The 17,420-nt window shown below is 67.8% G+C and carries 16 protein-coding genes; 11 read left to right on the plus strand and 5 right to left on the minus strand.

The window, feature by feature from the left end:
• Positions 1-85: 85 nt before the first annotated feature.
• Both A5706_RS26870 and A5706_RS26875 read right to left on the minus strand, forming a co-directional pair.
• Positions 86-343, minus strand: coding sequence for a Txe/YoeB family addiction module toxin (locus A5706_RS26870; RefSeq protein ID WP_068137936.1), 258 nt, complete (start codon positions 341-343; stop codon positions 86-88).
• The gene (locus A5706_RS26875) at positions 340-585 is read right to left on the minus strand and encodes a type II toxin-antitoxin system Phd/YefM family antitoxin (protein WP_068104003.1); all 246 of its coding nucleotides are present in this window, start codon (positions 583-585) and stop codon (positions 340-342) included. Before A5706_RS26875 ends, A5706_RS26870 begins: the two co-directional genes overlap by 4 nt.
• Positions 586-880: 295 nt before the next feature.
• Here A5706_RS26875 and A5706_RS26880 point away from each other — a divergent pair, with 295 nt between their 5' ends.
• The 5 genes from A5706_RS26880 to A5706_RS26900 all read left to right on the plus strand — a co-directional run bounded on the left by A5706_RS26880 (position 881) and on the right by A5706_RS26900 (position 9,145).
• Complete coding sequence (locus tag A5706_RS26880; RefSeq protein WP_068137938.1) at positions 881-1,363, plus strand: single-stranded DNA-binding protein; 483 nt, start codon at positions 881-883, stop codon at positions 1,361-1,363.
• A gap of 80 nt (positions 1,364-1,443) precedes the next feature.
• On the plus strand, positions 1,444-3,120 hold the full coding sequence (gene ettA / locus A5706_RS26885; RefSeq protein WP_068137941.1) for an energy-dependent translational throttle protein EttA: 1,677 nt from the start codon (positions 1,444-1,446) through the stop codon (positions 3,118-3,120).
• Positions 3,121-3,195: 75 nt separating this feature from the next.
• Positions 3,196-8,073 carry an NAD-glutamate dehydrogenase gene (locus tag A5706_RS26890; RefSeq protein ID WP_068137944.1) on the plus strand — a complete coding sequence of 1,626 codons (4,878 nt, stop codon included), beginning with the start codon at positions 3,196-3,198 and terminating at the stop codon, positions 8,071-8,073.
• The gene (locus tag A5706_RS26895) at positions 8,070-8,486 is read left to right on the plus strand and encodes a thioesterase family protein (RefSeq protein ID WP_068137947.1); all 417 of its coding nucleotides are present in this window, start codon (positions 8,070-8,072) and stop codon (positions 8,484-8,486) included. Before A5706_RS26890 ends, A5706_RS26895 begins: the two co-directional genes overlap by 4 nt.
• Before the next feature lie 5 nt (positions 8,487-8,491).
• Positions 8,492-9,145: a hypothetical protein gene (locus A5706_RS26900; protein ID WP_156767359.1), complete on the plus strand. Its 654-nt coding sequence runs from the start codon at positions 8,492-8,494 to the stop codon at positions 9,143-9,145.
• Between the two features lie 14 nt (positions 9,146-9,159).
• Here A5706_RS26900 and A5706_RS26905 read toward each other — a convergent pair whose 3' ends face one another.
• Both A5706_RS26905 and A5706_RS26910 read right to left on the minus strand, forming a co-directional pair.
• Complete coding sequence (locus A5706_RS26905; protein ID WP_068137950.1) at positions 9,160-10,728, minus strand: glycoside hydrolase family 13 protein; 1,569 nt, start codon at positions 10,726-10,728, stop codon at positions 9,160-9,162.
• 23 nt (positions 10,729-10,751) lie between these two features.
• Positions 10,752-11,141, minus strand: coding sequence for a globin (locus tag A5706_RS26910; RefSeq protein ID WP_067159296.1), 390 nt, complete (start codon positions 11,139-11,141; stop codon positions 10,752-10,754).
• Between the two features lie 142 nt (positions 11,142-11,283).
• Here A5706_RS26910 and A5706_RS26915 point away from each other — a divergent pair, with 142 nt between their 5' ends.
• Genes A5706_RS26915 through A5706_RS26925 form a run of 3 tightly spaced genes read left to right on the plus strand, consistent with a single transcriptional unit; the run spans position 11,284 to position 12,695 of the window.
• On the plus strand, positions 11,284-11,949 hold the full coding sequence (locus A5706_RS26915) for an HNH endonuclease (protein ID WP_068137953.1): 666 nt from the start codon (positions 11,284-11,286) through the stop codon (positions 11,947-11,949).
• Positions 11,950-12,004: 55 nt separating this feature from the next.
• A complete protein-coding gene (locus A5706_RS26920; protein ID WP_068137956.1) occupies positions 12,005-12,241 on the plus strand; it encodes a hypothetical protein in 237 nt (78 codons plus the stop codon).
• Positions 12,228-12,695 (plus strand): DUF5130 domain-containing protein, encoded by a 468-nt coding sequence (locus A5706_RS26925; protein ID WP_068137960.1) that lies wholly within the window; start codon positions 12,228-12,230, stop codon positions 12,693-12,695. The genes A5706_RS26920 and A5706_RS26925 overlap by 14 nt, the downstream gene beginning before the upstream one ends.
• A gap of 87 nt (positions 12,696-12,782) precedes the next feature.
• On the opposite strand, the gene pepN is transcribed toward A5706_RS26925, so the two are convergent.
• Positions 12,783-15,386, minus strand: coding sequence for an aminopeptidase N (gene pepN, locus A5706_RS26930; RefSeq protein ID WP_068137965.1), 2,604 nt, complete (start codon positions 15,384-15,386; stop codon positions 12,783-12,785).
• Positions 15,387-15,514: 128 nt separating this feature from the next.
• Here pepN and A5706_RS26935 point away from each other — a divergent pair, with 128 nt between their 5' ends.
• The 3 genes from A5706_RS26935 to A5706_RS26945 all read left to right on the plus strand — a co-directional run.
• Positions 15,515-16,138: an Rv2466c family mycothiol-dependent reductase gene (locus A5706_RS26935; RefSeq protein ID WP_068137968.1), complete on the plus strand. Its 624-nt coding sequence runs from the start codon at positions 15,515-15,517 to the stop codon at positions 16,136-16,138.
• Between the two features lie 46 nt (positions 16,139-16,184).
• On the plus strand, positions 16,185-16,664 hold the full coding sequence (locus tag A5706_RS26940) for a ribose-5-phosphate isomerase (protein ID WP_068137978.1): 480 nt from the start codon (positions 16,185-16,187) through the stop codon (positions 16,662-16,664).
• Positions 16,665-16,667: 3 nt separating this feature from the next.
• On the plus strand, positions 16,668-17,420 hold a 753-nt coding region (locus A5706_RS26945; RefSeq protein ID WP_068137972.1), incomplete at its 3' end, for an Fpg/Nei family DNA glycosylase.

A 17,420-nucleotide genomic window follows, 5' to 3' on the forward strand; every position in this document is an offset into this window, starting at 1 on the left:
TAACCTCACTGCGAAAACTCGCCCGGGATTTCGCAGCGTCGTTACGCTCGCGAGCCCTCCGCCGAGATGCGTGGCATCCGCCCGGCTAGCTGTAGTGATACCGGGTCTGCAGGATCTGCAGGTCATCGCCGACAACCCGGTAGACCAGTCGGTGCTCCTGGGTAATCCGTCGAGACCAAGCGCCCACGAGCCCGTATTTCAATGGTTCGGGCTTGCCGATGCCTTCCTGCGGCGATCGGCAAGCGTCGGCAATGAGCTTGTTGATCCGCTTGAGCACCGCACGGTCGGCGGTCTGCCAGTGTAGGTAGTCCTCCCACGCCTGAGGCGAGAAGACAATATTCACTCGGCGAGATCGGCCCGGATTCCGCGACCCCGATCCAGGGCGTCAGCCGCGTCGAGAAGCCGGCGGGCGTTCGCCGGGGACTGGAACAGATACGCCGTCTCCTGCCACGCTTCCCAGTCGTCCGCGGACATCAGCACTGCGCGACCCGCCTTCGACGTGATCTCAACCGGCATCCGGTCGGCGTTCACCTTCTCAATCAAAGGAAACAGGTTCTTGCGCGCCTCGCTCGCAGTGATCGCCACCGAGGTCCTCCTTGCTAGTGGTACAAGATATGGTACCACTCGCAGTCCACGGGATTGTCGGGTTGCCGACCTTCCCGTTTCTCGAAAGCCGCGGCGAACGCAACTGGTCGTAGTGATCCGACAGAGGTTTGATCTAACGCCCGAAAGCTCGATCGCGCTCGTTGGCGGACTAATTCACAGTCCCGCCTCTCTCCACAGGGCCGCCAACCTCCTACCGCCGTTTGCACGCTTCGTCGGTAGTGCCGGGGTCAATGGTCACCACGGCAGAGAAATGCAATCGAGAAGGGAATGAGCCATGTTTGAAACACCACTTACGGTCGTCGGCCACATCGTCAACAACCCCGAACGCCGACAGGTCGGCACCCAGGAGGTCATCAAGTTCCGCGTGGCCAGCAACTCCCGGCGGCGCACGGCCGACGGCGGCTGGGAGGCGGGCAACTCGCTGTTCATCAACGTCAATTGCTGGGGAAAGTTGGTCACCGGCGTGGGTGCGGCGTTGGGCAAGGGCGCGCCGGTGATCGTGGTGGGCCACGTGTACACCAGCGAGTACGAGGACCGCGACGGCAATCGCCGTTCATCGCTCGAGATGCGGGCGACCTCCGTCGGGCCGGACGTGTCCCGCGCGATCGTGCGCATCGAGAGGCCGGGCTACACGGGGCCGACGGCCGCGGACGCCGCGCCGTCCACGGCAGCAGCGGCCGATGCCGCTGGTGAGGACACCGATGCCGACAACGGCGTCGAGCCTGACGATTCGGCAGCGCTGCCGCTGACGGCTTAGCTGCGGGATCGGCGCCGCCGCGCGATGCCTAGGATGGTCCGCGAGAGCTCTCTCAAAGACCAGAAAGGCAAAACCGCGGCATGGCTGAGTTCATCTACACGATGAAGAAGGTCCGCAAGGCGCACGGCGACAAGGTGATCCTGGACGACGTCACGTTGAGCTTCTTCCCGGGCGCCAAGATCGGTGTCGTCGGCCCCAACGGCGCCGGCAAGTCGAGCGTCTTGCGGATCATGGCCGGCCTGGACAAGCCCAACAACGGCGAGGCGTTCCTGGCCACCGGCGCCAGCGTCGGCATCCTGCAGCAGGAGCCGCCGCTGAATGAGGAGAAGACGGTCCGCGGCAACGTCGAAGAGGGCCTGGGCGACATTAAGGTCAAGCTCGACCGCTTCAACGAGGTGGCGGAACTGATGGCCACCGACTACTCCGACGAGCTGATGGAGGAGATGGGCCGGCTGCAGGAGGAGCTGGACCACGCCGACGCGTGGGACCTCGACTCCCAGCTGGAGCAGGCGATGGACGCGCTGCGCTGCCCGCCGCCGGACGAGCCGGTCACGAACCTGTCCGGCGGGGAGCGGCGCCGCGTCGCGCTGTGCAAGCTGCTGCTGTCCAAACCGGACCTGCTGCTGCTTGACGAGCCGACCAACCACCTGGACGCCGAGAGCGTGCAGTGGCTCGAACAGCACTTGGCCGCGTACGCGGGGGCCATCCTGGCGGTGACCCACGACCGCTACTTCCTGGACAACGTCGCCGAGTGGATCCTCGAGCTCGACCGCGGCCGCGCCTACCCCTACGAGGGCAACTACTCGACCTACCTGGAGAAGAAGGCCGAGCGGATCGCCGTGCAGGGCCGCAAGGACGCCAAGCTGCAGAAGCGGCTGACCGAGGAGCTGGCCTGGGTCCGGTCCGGCGCCAAGGCGCGGCAGGCCAAGAGCAAGGCGCGCCTGCAGCGCTACGAAGAAATGGCCGCCGAGGCGGAGAAGACGCGCAAGCTCGACTTCGAGGAGATCCAGATCCCGGTGGGCCCGCGATTGGGCAACGTCGTCGTCGAGGTCGAGCACCTGGACAAGGGCTACGACGGGCGCACCCTCATCAAGGACCTGTCGTTCACGCTGCCGCGCAACGGCATCGTCGGCGTCATCGGCCCCAACGGCGTCGGCAAGACCACGCTGTTCAAGACCATCGTCGGCCTCGAACAGCCGGACAGCGGCACCGTCAAGGTCGGGGACACCGTCAAGCTCAGCTACGTGGACCAGACCCGCTCCGGCATCGACCCCAAAAAGACGGTGTGGGAAGTGGTTTCCGACGGGCTGGACTACATCGAGGTCGGCCAGAACGAGATCCCGTCCCGGGCCTACGTGTCGGCGTTCGGCTTCAAGGGGCCGGACCAGCAGAAGCCGGCGGGCGTGCTGTCCGGCGGTGAGCGCAACCGGCTGAACCTGGCGCTCACGTTGAAGGAGGGCGGCAACCTCATCCTGCTGGACGAGCCGACCAACGACCTCGACGTCGAGACGCTGAGCTCGTTGGAGAACGCGCTGGAGAAATTCCCCGGCTGCGCGGTGGTGATCAGCCACGACCGCTGGTTCCTCGACCGCACGTGCACGCACATCCTGGCGTGGGAAGGCGACGAGGACAACGAGGCCAAGTGGTTCTGGTTCGAGGGCAACTTCGGCGCGTACGAGGAAAACAAGGTGGAACGCCTCGGAGTCGACGCCGCCAGGCCGCACAGAGTCACCCACCGCAAGCTGACGCGCGACTAGTGTCAGGGCTGCCCCGCTGAGAAGTGGGGCGATCGGGCGCAGAGTGGCATCCGTCGCGAGTTGGGAGCAATCGGCATGACGATCGATCCCGGTGCTAAGCAGGATCTCAAGCCGTGGACCACGTTCACCACGCGTGACGACATCCCCGACTGGATCGCGAACGCCTACATCGAGAGTTACCGAGGTCCCCGCGGCGACGAACCGGGAGCCTTGGACGCCGGCGTACCCGGTCCCGTCGACCCCGCGGCCATGGTGACCCCCGCCATGCTGCGCGCGCACTATCGCCTGGCCGAGTGCCGATCGCAGGGCAAGAGCTGTGTCTGTGTGCACGGGGCCGACGATCCCGACGGATTCGGGCCCGCCCTGCAGGTCGTCACCGACCACGGCAGCATGCTGTTGGACTCCGTCACGGTGCTGCTGCACCGGCTGGGAGTCGCCTACGCCGGCATCATGACCCCGGTGTTCGACGTGCACCGCGACTCGGCGGGCGAGCTGCTCAGCGTCGAACCGAAATCGCCCGGCAAATCGCAATACGACGGCGAGGCGTGGATCTACGTCCCGCTGTCGCCGTCCGTCGACAGCAAGGTCCTCACCGAGGTCGAACGGCTGCTGCCCAAGGTGCTGGCCGACGTCGAGCAGGTCGCCACCGACGCCGCCTCGATGATCACTGCCCTGAGCGAGCTGGCCGAGGCCGTGCAGACCAACGCCGATGACCGATTTTCGGCGCCGGACCGCGAGGACGTCGCCCAGCTGCTGCGCTGGCTGGGCAACGGAAACTTCCTGCTGCTGGGCTATCAACGCGCGCGGGTGCACGACAACGTGGTCTCCGCTGACGGCGCGACCGGCCTCGGGGTGCTGCGCACCCGCACCGGTTCGCGGCCGCGATTGACCGACGAGGACCACTTGCTGGTTCTGGCCCAATCCGTGGTCGGCAGCTACCTGCGCTACGGTGCCTACCCGTACGCGATCGCGGTTCGCGAATACGCGGACGACGGCCAGGGCGGCAGGGCGGTCTTCGAGCACCGCTTCGTCGGACTCTTCACGGTCGCCGCCATGAACGCCGACGTCCTGGACATCCCGACGGTCTCGAGCCGGGTCCGCGAGGCGCTCGCGATGGCCGACGGCGACCCCATCCACCCGGGCCAGTTGTTGCTCGACGTCATCCAGACCGTCCCGCGCTCGGAGCTGTTCACGCTCAGCGCCGAACGACTCCTGACGATGGCCAAAGCGGTGGTGGACCTGGGATCGCAGCGGCGCGCCTTGCTGTTCCTGCGCGCCGATCGCCTGCAGTACTTCGTCTCGTGCCTGGTCTATGTGCCCCGCGATCGCTACACCACCCCGGTGCGCCTGCAGATCGAGGACATCCTGGTCCACGAATTCGGCGGCACACGACTGGAATTCACCGCGCGCGTCAGCGAATCACCTTGGGCGCTCATGCATTTCATGGTCCGGCTGCCCGAGAACGCGACGGCCGTCGACGTCTCGGAAGCCAACCGCATCCGGATCCAGGGCCTGCTCAGCGAAGCCGCGCGAACCTGGGGCGACCGACTGATCGCTGCCGCGGCCGAGGTCTCCGACGGGCCCGTCTCGCACGCCGACGCCGAGCACTACGCCGCCGCCTTCTCGGAGGTCTACAAGCAGGCCGTCACGCCCGACGACGCCATCGAGCACATCGCGATCATCAAAGAGCTGTCCGATGATTCGGTCAAGCTGGTGTTCTCCGAGCGCGGCGAGGACGCGGCCGCTCAGCTGACCTGGTTCGTCGGCGGTCACACCGCGTCGTTGAGCCAGCTGCTGCCGATGCTGCAGAGCATGGGAGTCGTGGTGCTCGAAGAGCGCCCGTTCACCGTCACGCGCGAGGACGGGCTTGCCGTGTGGATCTACCAGTTCAAGATCCAGCCGCACCCGACGATCCCGCTGGCGACGACGGCGGCCGAACGGGAGTCCACCGCGGAGCGATTCGCCGACGCCGTCACCGCCATCTGGCAGGGGCGCGTCGAGATCGACCGGTTCAACGAGCTGGTGATGCGCGCGCGGCTGACCTGGCAGCAGGTCGTGCTGCTGCGCGCCTACGCGAAATACCTGCGGCAGGCCGGCTTTCCGTACAGCCAATCCCACATCGAATCGGTGCTGAGCGAGCATCCGTCGACCGTGCGGTCCCTGGTCACCCTGTTCGAGGCGCTCTTCGATCCGAGGGCGTCCGCTGCTAAGGGGTCGCCGACCGGTCGCGACGCACAAGCGGCCGCCGCCGCGGTCGCCGCGGACATCGACGCGGTGGTGGGCCTGGACACCGACCGCATCCTGCGCGCGTTCGCGTCGCTGGTGCAGGCCACGCTGCGAACCAACTACTTCGTGACCCGGAAGGGATCCGCCCGCGCCCGTAATGTGTTGGCGCTCAAGCTGGATGCGCAGCTGATCGACGAACTTCCGCTGCCGCGGCCGAAATTCGAGATCTTCGTGTACTCGCCGCGCGTGGAGGGCGTGCACCTGCGATTCGGCCCGGTGGCGCGCGGGGGCCTGCGCTGGTCCGACCGCCGCGACGACTTCCGCACCGAGATCCTGGGTTTGGTCAAGGCGCAGGCGGTGAAAAACGCCGTCATCGTGCCGGTCGGGGCCAAGGGCGGATTCGTCGTCAAGCGGCCACCACTGCCGTCGGGCGAGGCCGCCGCCGACCGCGACGCCACCCGCGCCGAGGGCGTCGCCTGCTATCAGCTGTTCATCTCCGGCCTGCTCGACGTCACCGACAACGTCGACCACGCGACGAAAAAGGTCAGCCCGCCGCCGGAGGTGATTCGCCGGGACGGGGACGACGCCTACCTGGTGGTGGCCGCCGACAAGGGCACCGCGACGTTCTCCGACATTGCCAACGACGTCGCCAAGTCCTACGGGTTCTGGCTGGGTGACGCGTTCGCGTCCGGCGGGTCGGTGGGCTACGACCACAAGGCCATGGGCATCACCGCCAAGGGCGCCTGGGAGGCCGTCAAGCGCCACTTCCGTGAGATGGGCGTCGACACCCAGACCGAGGACTTCACCGTCGTCGGCGTCGGCGACATGAGCGGCGACGTGTTCGGCAACGGCATGCTGCTGAGCAAGCACATCAAGCTGCTCGCCGCCTTCGATCATCGGCACGTCTTCTTGGACCCGGACCCCGACCCGGCGGCGTCGTGGCAGGAACGGCGGCGGATGTTCGACCTGCCGCGGTCCAGCTGGGACGACTACGACAAGTCGCTGATCAGCGAGGGCGGCGGGGTATACAACCGCGACCAGAAGGCCATCCCCATCAGCCCGCAGGTCCGCGAGGCGCTAGGGCTCGACGCGCCTGAAGAGGGGGTCACCGAGATGTCCCCGCCCAACCTGATCAGGGCGATCCTGCAGGCGCCCGTCGACCTGTTGTTCAACGGAGGCATCGGCACCTACATCAAGGCCGAATCCGAGTCCGACGCCGACGTCGGCGACCGCGCCAACGATCCGGTGCGCGTCAACGCAAACCAGGTGCGCGCCAAGGTCATTGGGGAGGGCGGCAACCTGGGGGTGACCGCGCTGGGCCGCGTCGAATTCGATCTGTCGGGCGGGCGGATCAACACCGACGCGATGGACAACTCCGCCGGCGTGGACTGTTCCGACCACGAGGTCAACATCAAGATCCTGATCGACTCGCTGGTCACGGCCGGCAAGGTCAAGGCGGAGGAGCGCAAGGAGCTGCTGGAGTCGATGACCGACGAGGTCGGGCGGCTGGTGTTGCTCGACAACGAGGACCAGAACGACCTGATCGGCACCAGCCGCGCCAACGCGGCCAGCCTGCTGCCCGTGCACGCGATGCAGATCAAGTACCTCGAAGACCGCGGCATCAACCGCGAGCTGGAGGCGCTGCCGTCGGAGAAGGAGATCCACCGGCGCATCGACGTCGGAATCGGGCTCACCTCTCCCGAGCTGTGCACCCTCATGGCCCACGTCAAGCTGGCGCTCAAAGAAGAGATGCTCACCACCGAACTGCCCGAGCAGGACGTCTTCGCATCCCGGCTGCCGCAATACTTTCCGACGCAGCTGCGCGAGCGGTTCACCCCGGAGATCCGCGGCCATCAGCTACGCCGGGAGATCGTCACCACCATGCTGATCAACGACCTGGTGGACGCCGCGGGCATCAGCTACGCGTTCCGGATCACCGAGGACGTCGGCGTCGGACCGATCGACGCGGTGCGCACCTACGTCGCCACCGACGCCATCTTCGGCGTGAGCGAGATCTGGCGGCAGATCCGCGCGGCGAGCGTGCCCGTCGCGCTGTCCGACCGGCTCACGCTGGACACTCGACGGCTGATCGACCGCGCCGGACGCTGGCTGCTCAACTATCGGCCGCAGCCGTTGGCCGTCGGCGCCGAGATCAACCGGTTCGCCGCGAAGGTCAAGGAGCTGACGCCGCGGATGTCGGAGTGGCTGCGCGGCGACGACAAGGCCATCGTCGAAAAGGAAGCCGCCGAATTCGCCTCGCAGGGCGCACCGGCGGACCTGTCTTACATGGTGGCCGCCGGCCTGTACCGCTACAGCCTGCTCGACATCATCGACGTCGCGGACATCACCGAAATGGACAGCGCCGAGGTCGCGGACACCTATTTCGCTTTGATGGACCACCTGGGCACTGACGGCCTGCTGACGGCGGTTTCGGAGTTACCCCGCCACGATCGCTGGCAATCGTTGGCGCGCTTGGCGATTCGCGACGACATCTATGCGTCGCTGCGATCGCTGTGCTTCGACGTGCTGGCCGTCGGCGAGCCCAACGAGAGCGGCGAAGAGAAGATCGGCGAGTGGGAACACATCAGCGCGTCCCGAGTGGAGCGGGCCCGCCGCACGCTCAGCGAGATCCAGGAAAGCGGGGCAAAGGATCTCGCGACGCTGTCGGTGGCCGCGCGCCAGATCCGCCGGATGACCCGCACCAGCGGCAGGGGATCGTCGAGTTGAGCGTTGGCTTCGTCGCGCCGGTGCCCGTGCGCTGGTCGGACATCGACATGTACCAGCACGTCAACCATGCCACCATGGTCACCATCCTCGAAGAGGCGCGGGTGCAGTTCCTCAAGGAACCCTTCGCCGCCGACGTCACGACCATCGGGTTGCTGATCGCCGACGTGCGCGTCACCTACAAGAGTCAGCTGCGCCTGACCGATTCGCCTCTGCAGGTGACGATTTGGACCAAACAGCACCGGACGGTCGACTTCACGCTCGGCTACGAGGTGCGCTCGGTGAACGCCGATCCGGCGTCCAAGCCCGCGGTCATCGCCGAGACGCAACTGGCCGCCGTGCACATCGAGGAGCAGCGGCTGTTTCGGCTTTTGCCCCAGCATCGGGAGTTTCTGCAACGGTGGCTCAGGGAATAAGCGGTGTGGCCGAGCGAGGTGTGTGGTTGCGTGACGCCACCCACCGCGCGGATCTCGCCACGTTCGTCGATCACGCGATGCGCCTCGACGACGCCGCGGTCATCCGGCTGCGGGCCCGATCCGCCGGACTGCTGACCGCTTGGGTGGCAACCGGTTTCGATGTGCTCGCGAGCCGGGTGGTGGTCGGCCGGGTGCGACCCGACGATTTGTCCGTCGCGGCGGACGGGCTGGCGCGTGGCCTTTCGGCGATGGACGCCGAGGGCTACGTCGATCCCGGCTACGCGATGGACTCCGCATGGCGGGGGGCCCTGCCCCCCGAATCCGGCTTCACCCACCTCGACGACGTACCCGCCCGGGTGATGCTGGAGCTCGCGCAGCGCGGCGCGCAACTCGCCAAGGAGCACGGCAGTTCCCATGGCCCCCCGGTGTCGCTGCTCGACCAGGAGGTCATCCGGGTCAGCTCGGCCGACCTCAGCGTGGGCCTTCCGATGCGCTGCGTGTTCGCCTTGACCGCAATGGGTTTCCTGCCCCAATCACCCGATGCGATCGGCGCCGACGAGATGGTCCGGGTCCGGATCCTGCCGAACTGGCTGCGGGTCGACGCCAAGTTCGGCTCGGTGTACCGGCGCCGCACGCACGCGGCGCTGGTCCTGCACTGACGGGCTCGAGGCGCTCAGACCAGCCAGGCCGCCGCGTCCTGCGGCAGCTTGCCATCGACCAACGGCGCGCTGACCAGGATCACCTCGCCCGGCGGCAAAGCCATCGGCAGCCGGCCGGCGTTCAGCGCACACACCAGCGCGCCGCCGTGCCGCTCGAAGATCAGCAGGTCGTCGTCGGCGGCCAGCCATTCGAGCTCGCCGCCGTCGAATTCGCTTCGCTCCCTGCGTAGTTGGATGGCCCGCCGGTAAAAGGACAACATCGAGTCGGGATCGTCGAGCTGCTTTTCGACGGTCAGCGCCGCCCAGTCGGCCGGCATCGGCAGCCAGGTGTCGGCGGAGGTGGAGAAGCCGAACGGGGGAGCGTCGCCCGACCAGGGAAGCGGGACCCGGCACTTGTCGCGGCCGCGTTCGGTATGCCCGGAGCGTTCCCACGTCGGGTCCTGGAGCACCTCGTCGGGCAGGTCCACGACATCGGGCAGGCCCAATTCCTCACCGTTATAGATGAATACCGCGCCGGGCAAGGCCAGCATCACCATCGCCATCGCCCGCGCCCGGCGCAGCCCGATCTCGCCGCCGCCGTAGCGGGTGACCTCCCGGCCCACGTCGTGGTTGGAAAGCGTCCAGGTCGGGGTGGCGTTCTCAATCGCGGTGGCTTCCAACGAATTCTGGATCGCGTCGTGGATTTCGCGCGCGTCGAAGTCGATCTTCGTCAGCCGGAAATTGAAGCCGAGATGCAGTTCGTCGGGCCGCAGGTACTCGGCCCAGAGGAGGTTGTCCATCACCCACACCTCGCCAATCGTCACCGCCGGCGAGTAGTCGTCGACGATCTTGCGGATTCCGCGGTGAATCTCGTGCACGCTCGGGTGGTTGAAGCGCGGGTCGTCGTCGCTGTGGCTCAACACCTTGACGTCGTCCTTCGCATCGGGCAGGCCGGGCGGCTTGGCCATCCCGTGGGCCACGTCGATGCGGAAGCCGTCCACGCCGCGCTCCAGCCAGAAGCGCAGCGTCTTCTCGAAGTCGTCGAAGACTTCGGGGTGCTCCCAGTTCAGGTCGGGCTGCTCGGCATCGAAGAGATGCAGGTAGTACTGGCCGGGGTTGCCGTCCGGCTCGATCACCCGGGTCCAGGCCGACCCGCCGAACACCGATGTCCAGTTGTTCGGCGGCAATTCGCCGTCGGGACCGCGGCCGTCGCGAAAGTAGTAGCGGTCCCGCGCGTCGGTGCCCGGACCGGCGGCCAGCGCCGCCTGGAACCACGGGTGCGCCGAACTGGTGTGGTTGGGCACCACGTCCATGGTGATCTTGATGCCCCGCTCGTGGGCCGCCGAGATCAGCCGCTCGATCGCGGCCATCCCGCCGAACAGCGGGTCGACGTCCCGCGGGTCGGCGACGTCATAGCCGTGGTCGGCCATCGGCGAAACGGTGACCGGGTTGAGCCAGATCGCGTCGATGCCGAGCTGCGTGAGGTAGTCCAGGCGGGCGGTCAACCCGTCCAGGTCGCCGACGCCGTCGCCGTCGCTGTCGGCGAACGACCGCGGGTAGACCTGGTAGAAGACCGCGCTCAACCACCACGGCTCGGGGCTCATGCTGCTCCGTTCGGTTACTGGGATCAGAACGATGAATTGACCAGGGAGTGCGCGGCCATTTCCAGATATTCAAGCAACTCGCGGCGGTGTGCGTCGTCCAAAGTCTGCGAGTCGATGGAGGCGACCGCGGTGTGCATGCAGCGCAGCCACGCATCGCGCTCGATGGGGGTGATCCGGAACGGCGCGTGCCGCATCCGCAGCCGCGGATGCCCGCGCCGGTCGGAGTAGGTGCGCGGGCCGCCCCAGTACTGCTCGAGGAACATCCGCAGCCGCTCCTCGGCGCCGGCCAGGTCGTCCGCGGGGTACAGCTGAGAAAGAATCTCGTCCTCGGGGACCTGCGCGTAAAACCGCGACACGATCGCATTGAAGGTTTCGGCACCGCCGACGGCGTCGTAGAAGCTCACCTGATCCATCCCCTCCATTGTGGTGCATCGCCGGGTTGGCAAGGCCGTACGGCCCCGCGTCGCGCCTTCTGTTCACCGGTTTGTCACGGCGCGCACCAGCAATAAGGGTGCGTTTGGCGGCGAATCATGGTGGACTATCCGCGGAGGATCTATGGCGCATGGCAAGAGACGCCGCAGCCACCGCAGTTCCGGTGCCGCGGCAGGGTTAACCGGGCCCCCAACCGCGTCACCCCTCCATAGCGCGTCACCCCTGCATAGCGTCGATACCCACCCGCCTACCCGCCACGAAACCGCGTCGATCTGGAGCCGGCGGCGCGTGCTCCTGCTCAATTCCACCTACGAGCCGCTGACCGCGCTGCCGATGCGGCGGGCCATCGTCATGGTGATCTGCGGCAAGGCGGACGTGGTGCACGACGACCCGGCCGGGCCGGTCATCCACTCGGCGACCAGGTCGATCGTGGTTCCCTCGGTGATCCAGCTGCGGTCCTACGTGCGGGTCCCCTACCGGGCGCGCGTGCCGATGACCCGCGCCGCCCTGATGCACCGCGACCGTTTCTGCTGCGCCTACTGCGGGGCCAAGGCCGACACCGTCGACCACGTGGTGCCGCGCAGCCGCGGCGGCGACCACTCCTGGGAGAACTGCGTGGCGTGCTGTTCGACTTGCAACCACCGCAAAGGCGACAAGCTGCTTGCCGAATTGGGCTGGGCGCTGCGCCGCGCGCCGCTGCCACCTACCGGGCAGCACTGGCGGCTGCTGTCGACGGTCAAGGAACTGGACCCGTCCTGGGCCCGGTACCTCGGCGAGGGTGCGGCCTGACCAATCCCGTGTCCAAGTGTGCGGGTACATCACCCGGTGGGATACGGTTTGCGTCGTGAGCCCTGGAGAGATTCACCTGTACTTCATCGGAATCCCGCTGGCGCTGGTTGTGGTGCTGTCCCTGCTGATCTGGCGGCATAAGGGGCCCCACCCCGCGACCTACCAGATGTCGGAGAAGTGGACGCACCCGCCGATCCTGTGGGCCGCCACCGACGAAGACGTCGGCGGCGCGCATCACGGACACGGCACGTCGGAGTTCTCGGTGGGAGGTGGCGCCAGTGGCACATGGTGAGGTTGCGACGATCGCGCCCAGCGAGCTGCCGAAGGGTTCGGTGATCACCACCAGCGGCCGGATTTCGGGCGTCACCGAGCCGGGTGAGCTGTCGGTGCACTATCCGTTTCCGACCAAGGACCTGGTCGCCATCGACGACGCGCTGAAGTACGGCTCGCGGGCGTCCCGGGCGCGGTTCGCCATCTACCTCGGGGACCTGGGCAGCGACACCGCCGCGCGGGCCCGCGAGATCTTGGCCAAGGTGCCGACGCCCGACAACGCGGTGCTGCTCGCCGTGTCGCCCAACCAGTCCGTCATCGAGGTGGTCTACGGCTCAGCGGTCCGCGGCCGCGGCGCCGAGTCGGCCGCGCCGCTCGGGGTGGCCGCCGCCTCGTCGGCGTTCGAGCAGGGCCACCTGGTGGACGGGCTGGTCAGCGCGATCCGCGTGCTCAGCGCCGGGATCGCACCGGCCTAGCCTCCCGCCCACCACGCGAGGGCGCGTAAATGTAAGCCGAATGCGGCGTGTCGGCGTACAAACATGCTCGCTCGCCGGAAAGCAGGATCACGACGCGTCGAACGTGCGGGCGCGCAGCGACCGCTTGACCCCGGCCTGACCTTCCAGCACCAGCCGCCGCAGGGCCGGCGGAATCTCCGGGTCGCTCAGGAACTCGTCGGCGGCCGCGACGCCCGCCTCGCTGATGTCCCAGTGCGGGTAGAGGCCGATCACCACGGTTTGGGCGACCTCGCTGGAGCGCCGCGCCCAGACCCCGGCGATCGCGTCGAAGTAGCGCGCGGTGAACGGCTTGAGCAGCTCGTGCTGCCCCGGCGGGGCGATGCCGGCGATGATCGATCGGGCCGTGATGTTGGCCAGCGTGTCGTCCTCCATCACCGTCGTCCAGGCCCGCTCCTTGACCTCGAGTTGGGGCCGTGCCGCCGCCGCCTGGGCTCCGTGGCGCTTGCCGGCAGCGGTCGGGTCACGCCGCGCCTCGGCGTCGATGAACGGGGTCGCGGACCCGTCGGCGTCGATCTCGCCGGCGGCGGCCAGCGCGGTCACGATGCGCCAACGCAGGTCGGTGTCGATCTCCAGCCCGGCCAGACCCCGCTCGGCCGGGTCGTGATCCAGCAGGTCAGCCAGCGTCACGACGTGCCGCGTCGACAGGACGGACGTGCACAGCGTGTTGACGAACGCGAGCTGGTGATCGGATCCGGGCGCCGCGGCGCGGGCCAACTCCAGCAGCCGGTCGGCGAACTGCGGCCAGCCGTGCTCGCGCGCCCAGCCCGGCTCGGCGTAGGACGCCAGCGCCGTCTGGGCCTGCATCAGCAGCCGTTGCGCCACCCCGACCTCGGTTTCGGCCTGCACGCCACCGGAGACCAACGCCACGAAATCACGGGCGCGCAGCTCGGCATCGCGGGTCATCTCCCACGCGGCCGACCACACCAGCGAGCGCGGCAGCGGCTCGGCGATGTCGGCGATCCGCTCCAGCGCGGTCTGCAGCGACTGGCCGTCGAGCCGCAGCGAACAGTAGGTCAGGTCGTCGTCGTTGACCAGGATCAGCTTGCCGCGCGAAACCCCGACCAGCGCAGGCACTTCGGTATCCGGGCCCTCGACGTCGAGTTCCTCGCGGTGGACCCGCACCAGCTTGCCGGCGCCGCCGGGATCATCGTCGTCGTAGATGCCGATCGCCAGCCGGTGCACCCGCGTCTCGCCCGCCCCGGGCGCGGCGCCGCTTTGGCGCACCACGAACCGGGTGAACTTGCCCTCAGCGCCCGGGCCGTCGACGTCGAAGTCGGGCCGCAGCGTGTTCAGGCCGGTGGTTTTCAGCCACTGCTGACCCCAGTCGGACAGGTCGCGACCCGACGCCTTTTCCAGCGCGGCGATCAGGTCGCTGAACGTGGCGTTGCCGTAGGCGTGCCTGCGGAAGTAGTCGCGCAGCCCGGCCATGAAGTGCTCCAGCCCGACGTAGGCCACCAGCTGCTTGAGGACCGACGCGCCCTTGGCGTAGGTGATCCCGTCGAAGTTCACCTCGACGGCGGCCAGGTCGGGGATCTCGGCCGCGATCGGGTGCGTCGACGGCAGCTGGTCCTGGCGGTACGCCCATGACTTCTCGACGGTGGCGAACGTCGTCCACGCCTCGGTGAATTCGGTTGCCTCGCTTTGGCACAACACCGATGCGAAGGTCGCGAACGACTCGTTGAGCCACAGGTCGTCCCACCACGTCATGGTGACCAGGTCGCCGAACCACATGTGCGCCATCTCGTGCAGCACCGTCTCGGCGCGCCGCTCGTAGGAGGCCCGGGTGACCTTGCTGCGGAAGACGTAGTCCTCGAGGAAGGTCACCGCCCCCGCGTTTTCCATGGCGCCGGCGTTGAACTCGGGCACGAACAGCTGGTCGTACTTGCCGAACGCGTAGGGCAGGCCAAAGTTCTTGTGGTAGAAGCCAAATCCCTGCTTCGTCTGGATGAATAACCGCTCGGCGTCCATGAATTCGGCCAGCGAGGCCCGGCAGTAGATGCCCAGCGGGATCTCGCCGTGTTCGTCGGTGTAGGAGTCCCTCCACTCGGCGTACGGGCCGGCGATCAGCGCCACCAGGTAGGTGCTCATCCGCGGGGTGGTGGCGAAGGTGTGTACCCTGCCCTCGTCCGAGTCCTCGACGGACTCGGTCGCGCCGTTGGAGATCACCTTCCAGTGTTTGGGCGCGGCCACCCGCAGGTCGAACGTCGCCTTGAGGTCGGGTTGGTCGAAGCACGCGAACATGCGCTTGGCGTCGGCCGTTTCGAACTGCGAATACAGATAGACCTCGTCGTCCACCGGGTCGACGAAGCGATGCAGCCCCTCGCCGGTGTTGGAGTAGCGGCAGTCGGCGTCGACGACGAGGACGTTTTGCTTCTCGAGCCCGCGCAGCGCGATGCCGGTCGATTCGTCGTATCCGGACACGTCGAGTTCGCGGCCGTTGAGGGTGGCGCTGCGGATGGCGTCGGCGGCGATGTCGATGACGGTGTCGGCGCCGGCCAGCGCCTCGAACGCCACGGTGGTGGTGGACCGGAAGGTCCGATCGCCCGGGCCGCCCGACCCGTCGGTGACGTCGAGGTTGATCCGGTAGCTGTCGACGGTGATCAGGGCCGCGCGCTCGACGGCCTGGTCACGGGTGAGGTTTGGAAGGGCCACGCGTCCAACTTAAACGTGTTGGTGAACGCCTGGTAACCGGAGCGACGGGACGGGAACACGCGCCGCGCGACTACGGTTGTGCTGAACGGTGTTCTGACCGTATCTGCTCTCGAGGAGAGGACCGCGCTATGTCCGAGAAGGCCAACGAGAAAAACCGAGCCGATTTCTGGTTCGATCCGCTGTGTCCCTGGTGCTGGATCACGTCGCGCTGGATCCTCGAGGTGGAGAAGGTCCGCGACATCGAGGTGCACTTCCACGTCATGAGCCTGGCGATCCTCAACGAAAACCGCGAAGGCCTGCCCGACAAGTACCGCGAGATGATGAAGCACGCCTGGGGGCCGGTGCGGGTGGCGATCGCCGCGGAGCAGGCCCACGGCGCCAAAGTGCTGGACCCGCTGTACACCGCGATGGGCACCCGGATCCACAACGAGGACAACAAGAACCTAGAAGAGGTCATCAAGCTGTCGCTGGCCGACGCCGGCCTGCCGGCGGAGCTCGCCGAGGCCGCGCAGAGCGAGGACTACGACGAGGCGCTGCGCAAGAGCCACCACGCGGGGATGGACGCGGTCGGCGACGACGTCGGCACGCCGACCATCCACGTCAACGGCGTCGCGTTCTTCGGGCCGGTGATCTCGAAGATCCCGCGCGGCGAGGAAGCGGGCAAGCTCTGGGACGCCTCGGTGACCTTCGCCTCGTATCCGCACTTCTTCGAGCTCAAGCGGACCCGCACCGAGCCGCCCCAGTTCGACTAGAGCCTCGACTGGCCCCGGCGGGTGCGCGGCTGTAAAGATGGCGGGCATGCGCGTCTACCTGGGTTCCGACCACGCCGGATACGAGCTCAAGCAGCAGATCATCTCCCACCTCAAGGAATCCGGGCACGAACCGATCGATTGCGGCGCGTTCAGCTATGACGCCGAGGACGACTACCCGGCGTTTTGCATCGCGGCGGCGACGCGCACGGTGGCCGACCCGGAGAGCCTGGGCATCGTGCTCGGCGGGTCGGGCAACGGTGAGCAGATCGCCGCCAACAAGGTGCCGGGAGCGCGCTGCGCGCTGGCGTGGAGCGTCGAGACGGCGACCCTGGCGCGCGAACACAACAACGCGCAGTTGATCGGCATCGGCGGCCGCATGCATACCGTCGAGGAGGCGTTGACGATCGTCGACGCCTTCCTGAGCGCGCAGTGGTCGAAAGCCCCACGCCACCAACGACGTATCGACATCCTCGCCGAATACGAACGCACCCACCAGGCGCCGCCGGTGCCCGGCGCACCGGCTTAAGCGATGCCCGAAGGGCACACCCTGCACCGGCTGGCCCGGCTGCATCAACGCCGATACGGCGGCGCGGCGGTCGCGGTGTCCAGCCCGCAGGGCCGGTTCGCGGACGCGGCGGCCGTCGTCGACGGCCGGGTGCTGCGGCGCACCAGCGCGTGGGGCAAGCACCTGTTTCACCACTACGAGCCCTCTCAAGGCGGCCCCATCGTGCACGTGCACCTCGGGTTGTACGGCGCCTTCACCGAGTGGGAGCGGCCCCACGACGCGCCGCTGCCCGAACCGGTCGGGCAGGTGCGGATGCGGATGGTCGGCGCCGACTACGGCACCGACCTGCGCGGCCCGACGGTGTGCGAGGTCATCGACGAAGGTCAGGTCAGCGACATCGTGGCCAAGCTCGGTCCCGACCCGTTGCGCAACGACGCCGACCCGGCGTGGCCGTGGGCTCGAATCAGCAAGTCACGCAAGCCGATTGGCGCGTTGCTGATGGACCAGACCGTGATCGCCGGCGTGGGTAACGTCTATCGCAGCGAATTGCTGTTCCGCCACCGCATCGATCCGTTCCGGCTCGGCCGCGAGATCGGCGAGGCGGAGTTCGACGCGGCGTGGATCGATCTGGTGGCGCTGATGAAGGTGGGTTTGCGCCGCGGCCAGATCGTCGTCGTGCTGCCCGAACACGACCACGGCCCACCGTCGTACCGGCAAGGGCGGCCACGCACCTACGTGTACCGGCGCGCGGGGGAGGCGTGCCGCGTGTGCGGCGGG

Origin of the sequence: Mycobacterium sp. E796 (assembly GCF_001672815.1) — a bacterium.
Taxonomy (GTDB): domain Bacteria; phylum Actinomycetota; class Actinomycetes; order Mycobacteriales; family Mycobacteriaceae; genus Mycobacterium.

What these genes read in the sequence shown, in the direction of transcription:
- A5706_RS26935 (WP_068137968.1), top strand. Translation starts at nt 15,515, where the DNA reads ATGTCCGAGAAGGCCAACGAGAAAAACCGAGCCGATTTCTGGTTCGAT.
- A5706_RS26890 (WP_068137944.1), top strand. Translation starts at nt 3,196, where the DNA reads ATGACGATCGATCCCGGTGCTAAGCAGGATCTCAAGCCGTGGACCACG.
- ettA (WP_068137941.1), top strand. Translation starts at nt 1,444, where the DNA reads ATGGCTGAGTTCATCTACACGATGAAGAAGGTCCGCAAGGCGCACGGC.
- A5706_RS26905 (WP_068137950.1), bottom strand. Translation starts at nt 10,728, where the DNA reads ATGAGCCCCGAGCCGTGGTGGTTGAGCGCGGTCTTCTACCAGGTCTAC.
- A5706_RS26880 (WP_068137938.1), top strand. Translation starts at nt 881, where the DNA reads ATGTTTGAAACACCACTTACGGTCGTCGGCCACATCGTCAACAACCCC.
- A5706_RS26910 (WP_067159296.1), bottom strand. Translation starts at nt 11,141, where the DNA reads ATGGATCAGGTGAGCTTCTACGACGCCGTCGGCGGTGCCGAAACCTTC.
- A5706_RS26915 (WP_068137953.1), top strand. Translation starts at nt 11,284, where the DNA reads ATGGCGCATGGCAAGAGACGCCGCAGCCACCGCAGTTCCGGTGCCGCG.
- A5706_RS26940 (WP_068137978.1), top strand. Translation starts at nt 16,185, where the DNA reads ATGCGCGTCTACCTGGGTTCCGACCACGCCGGATACGAGCTCAAGCAG.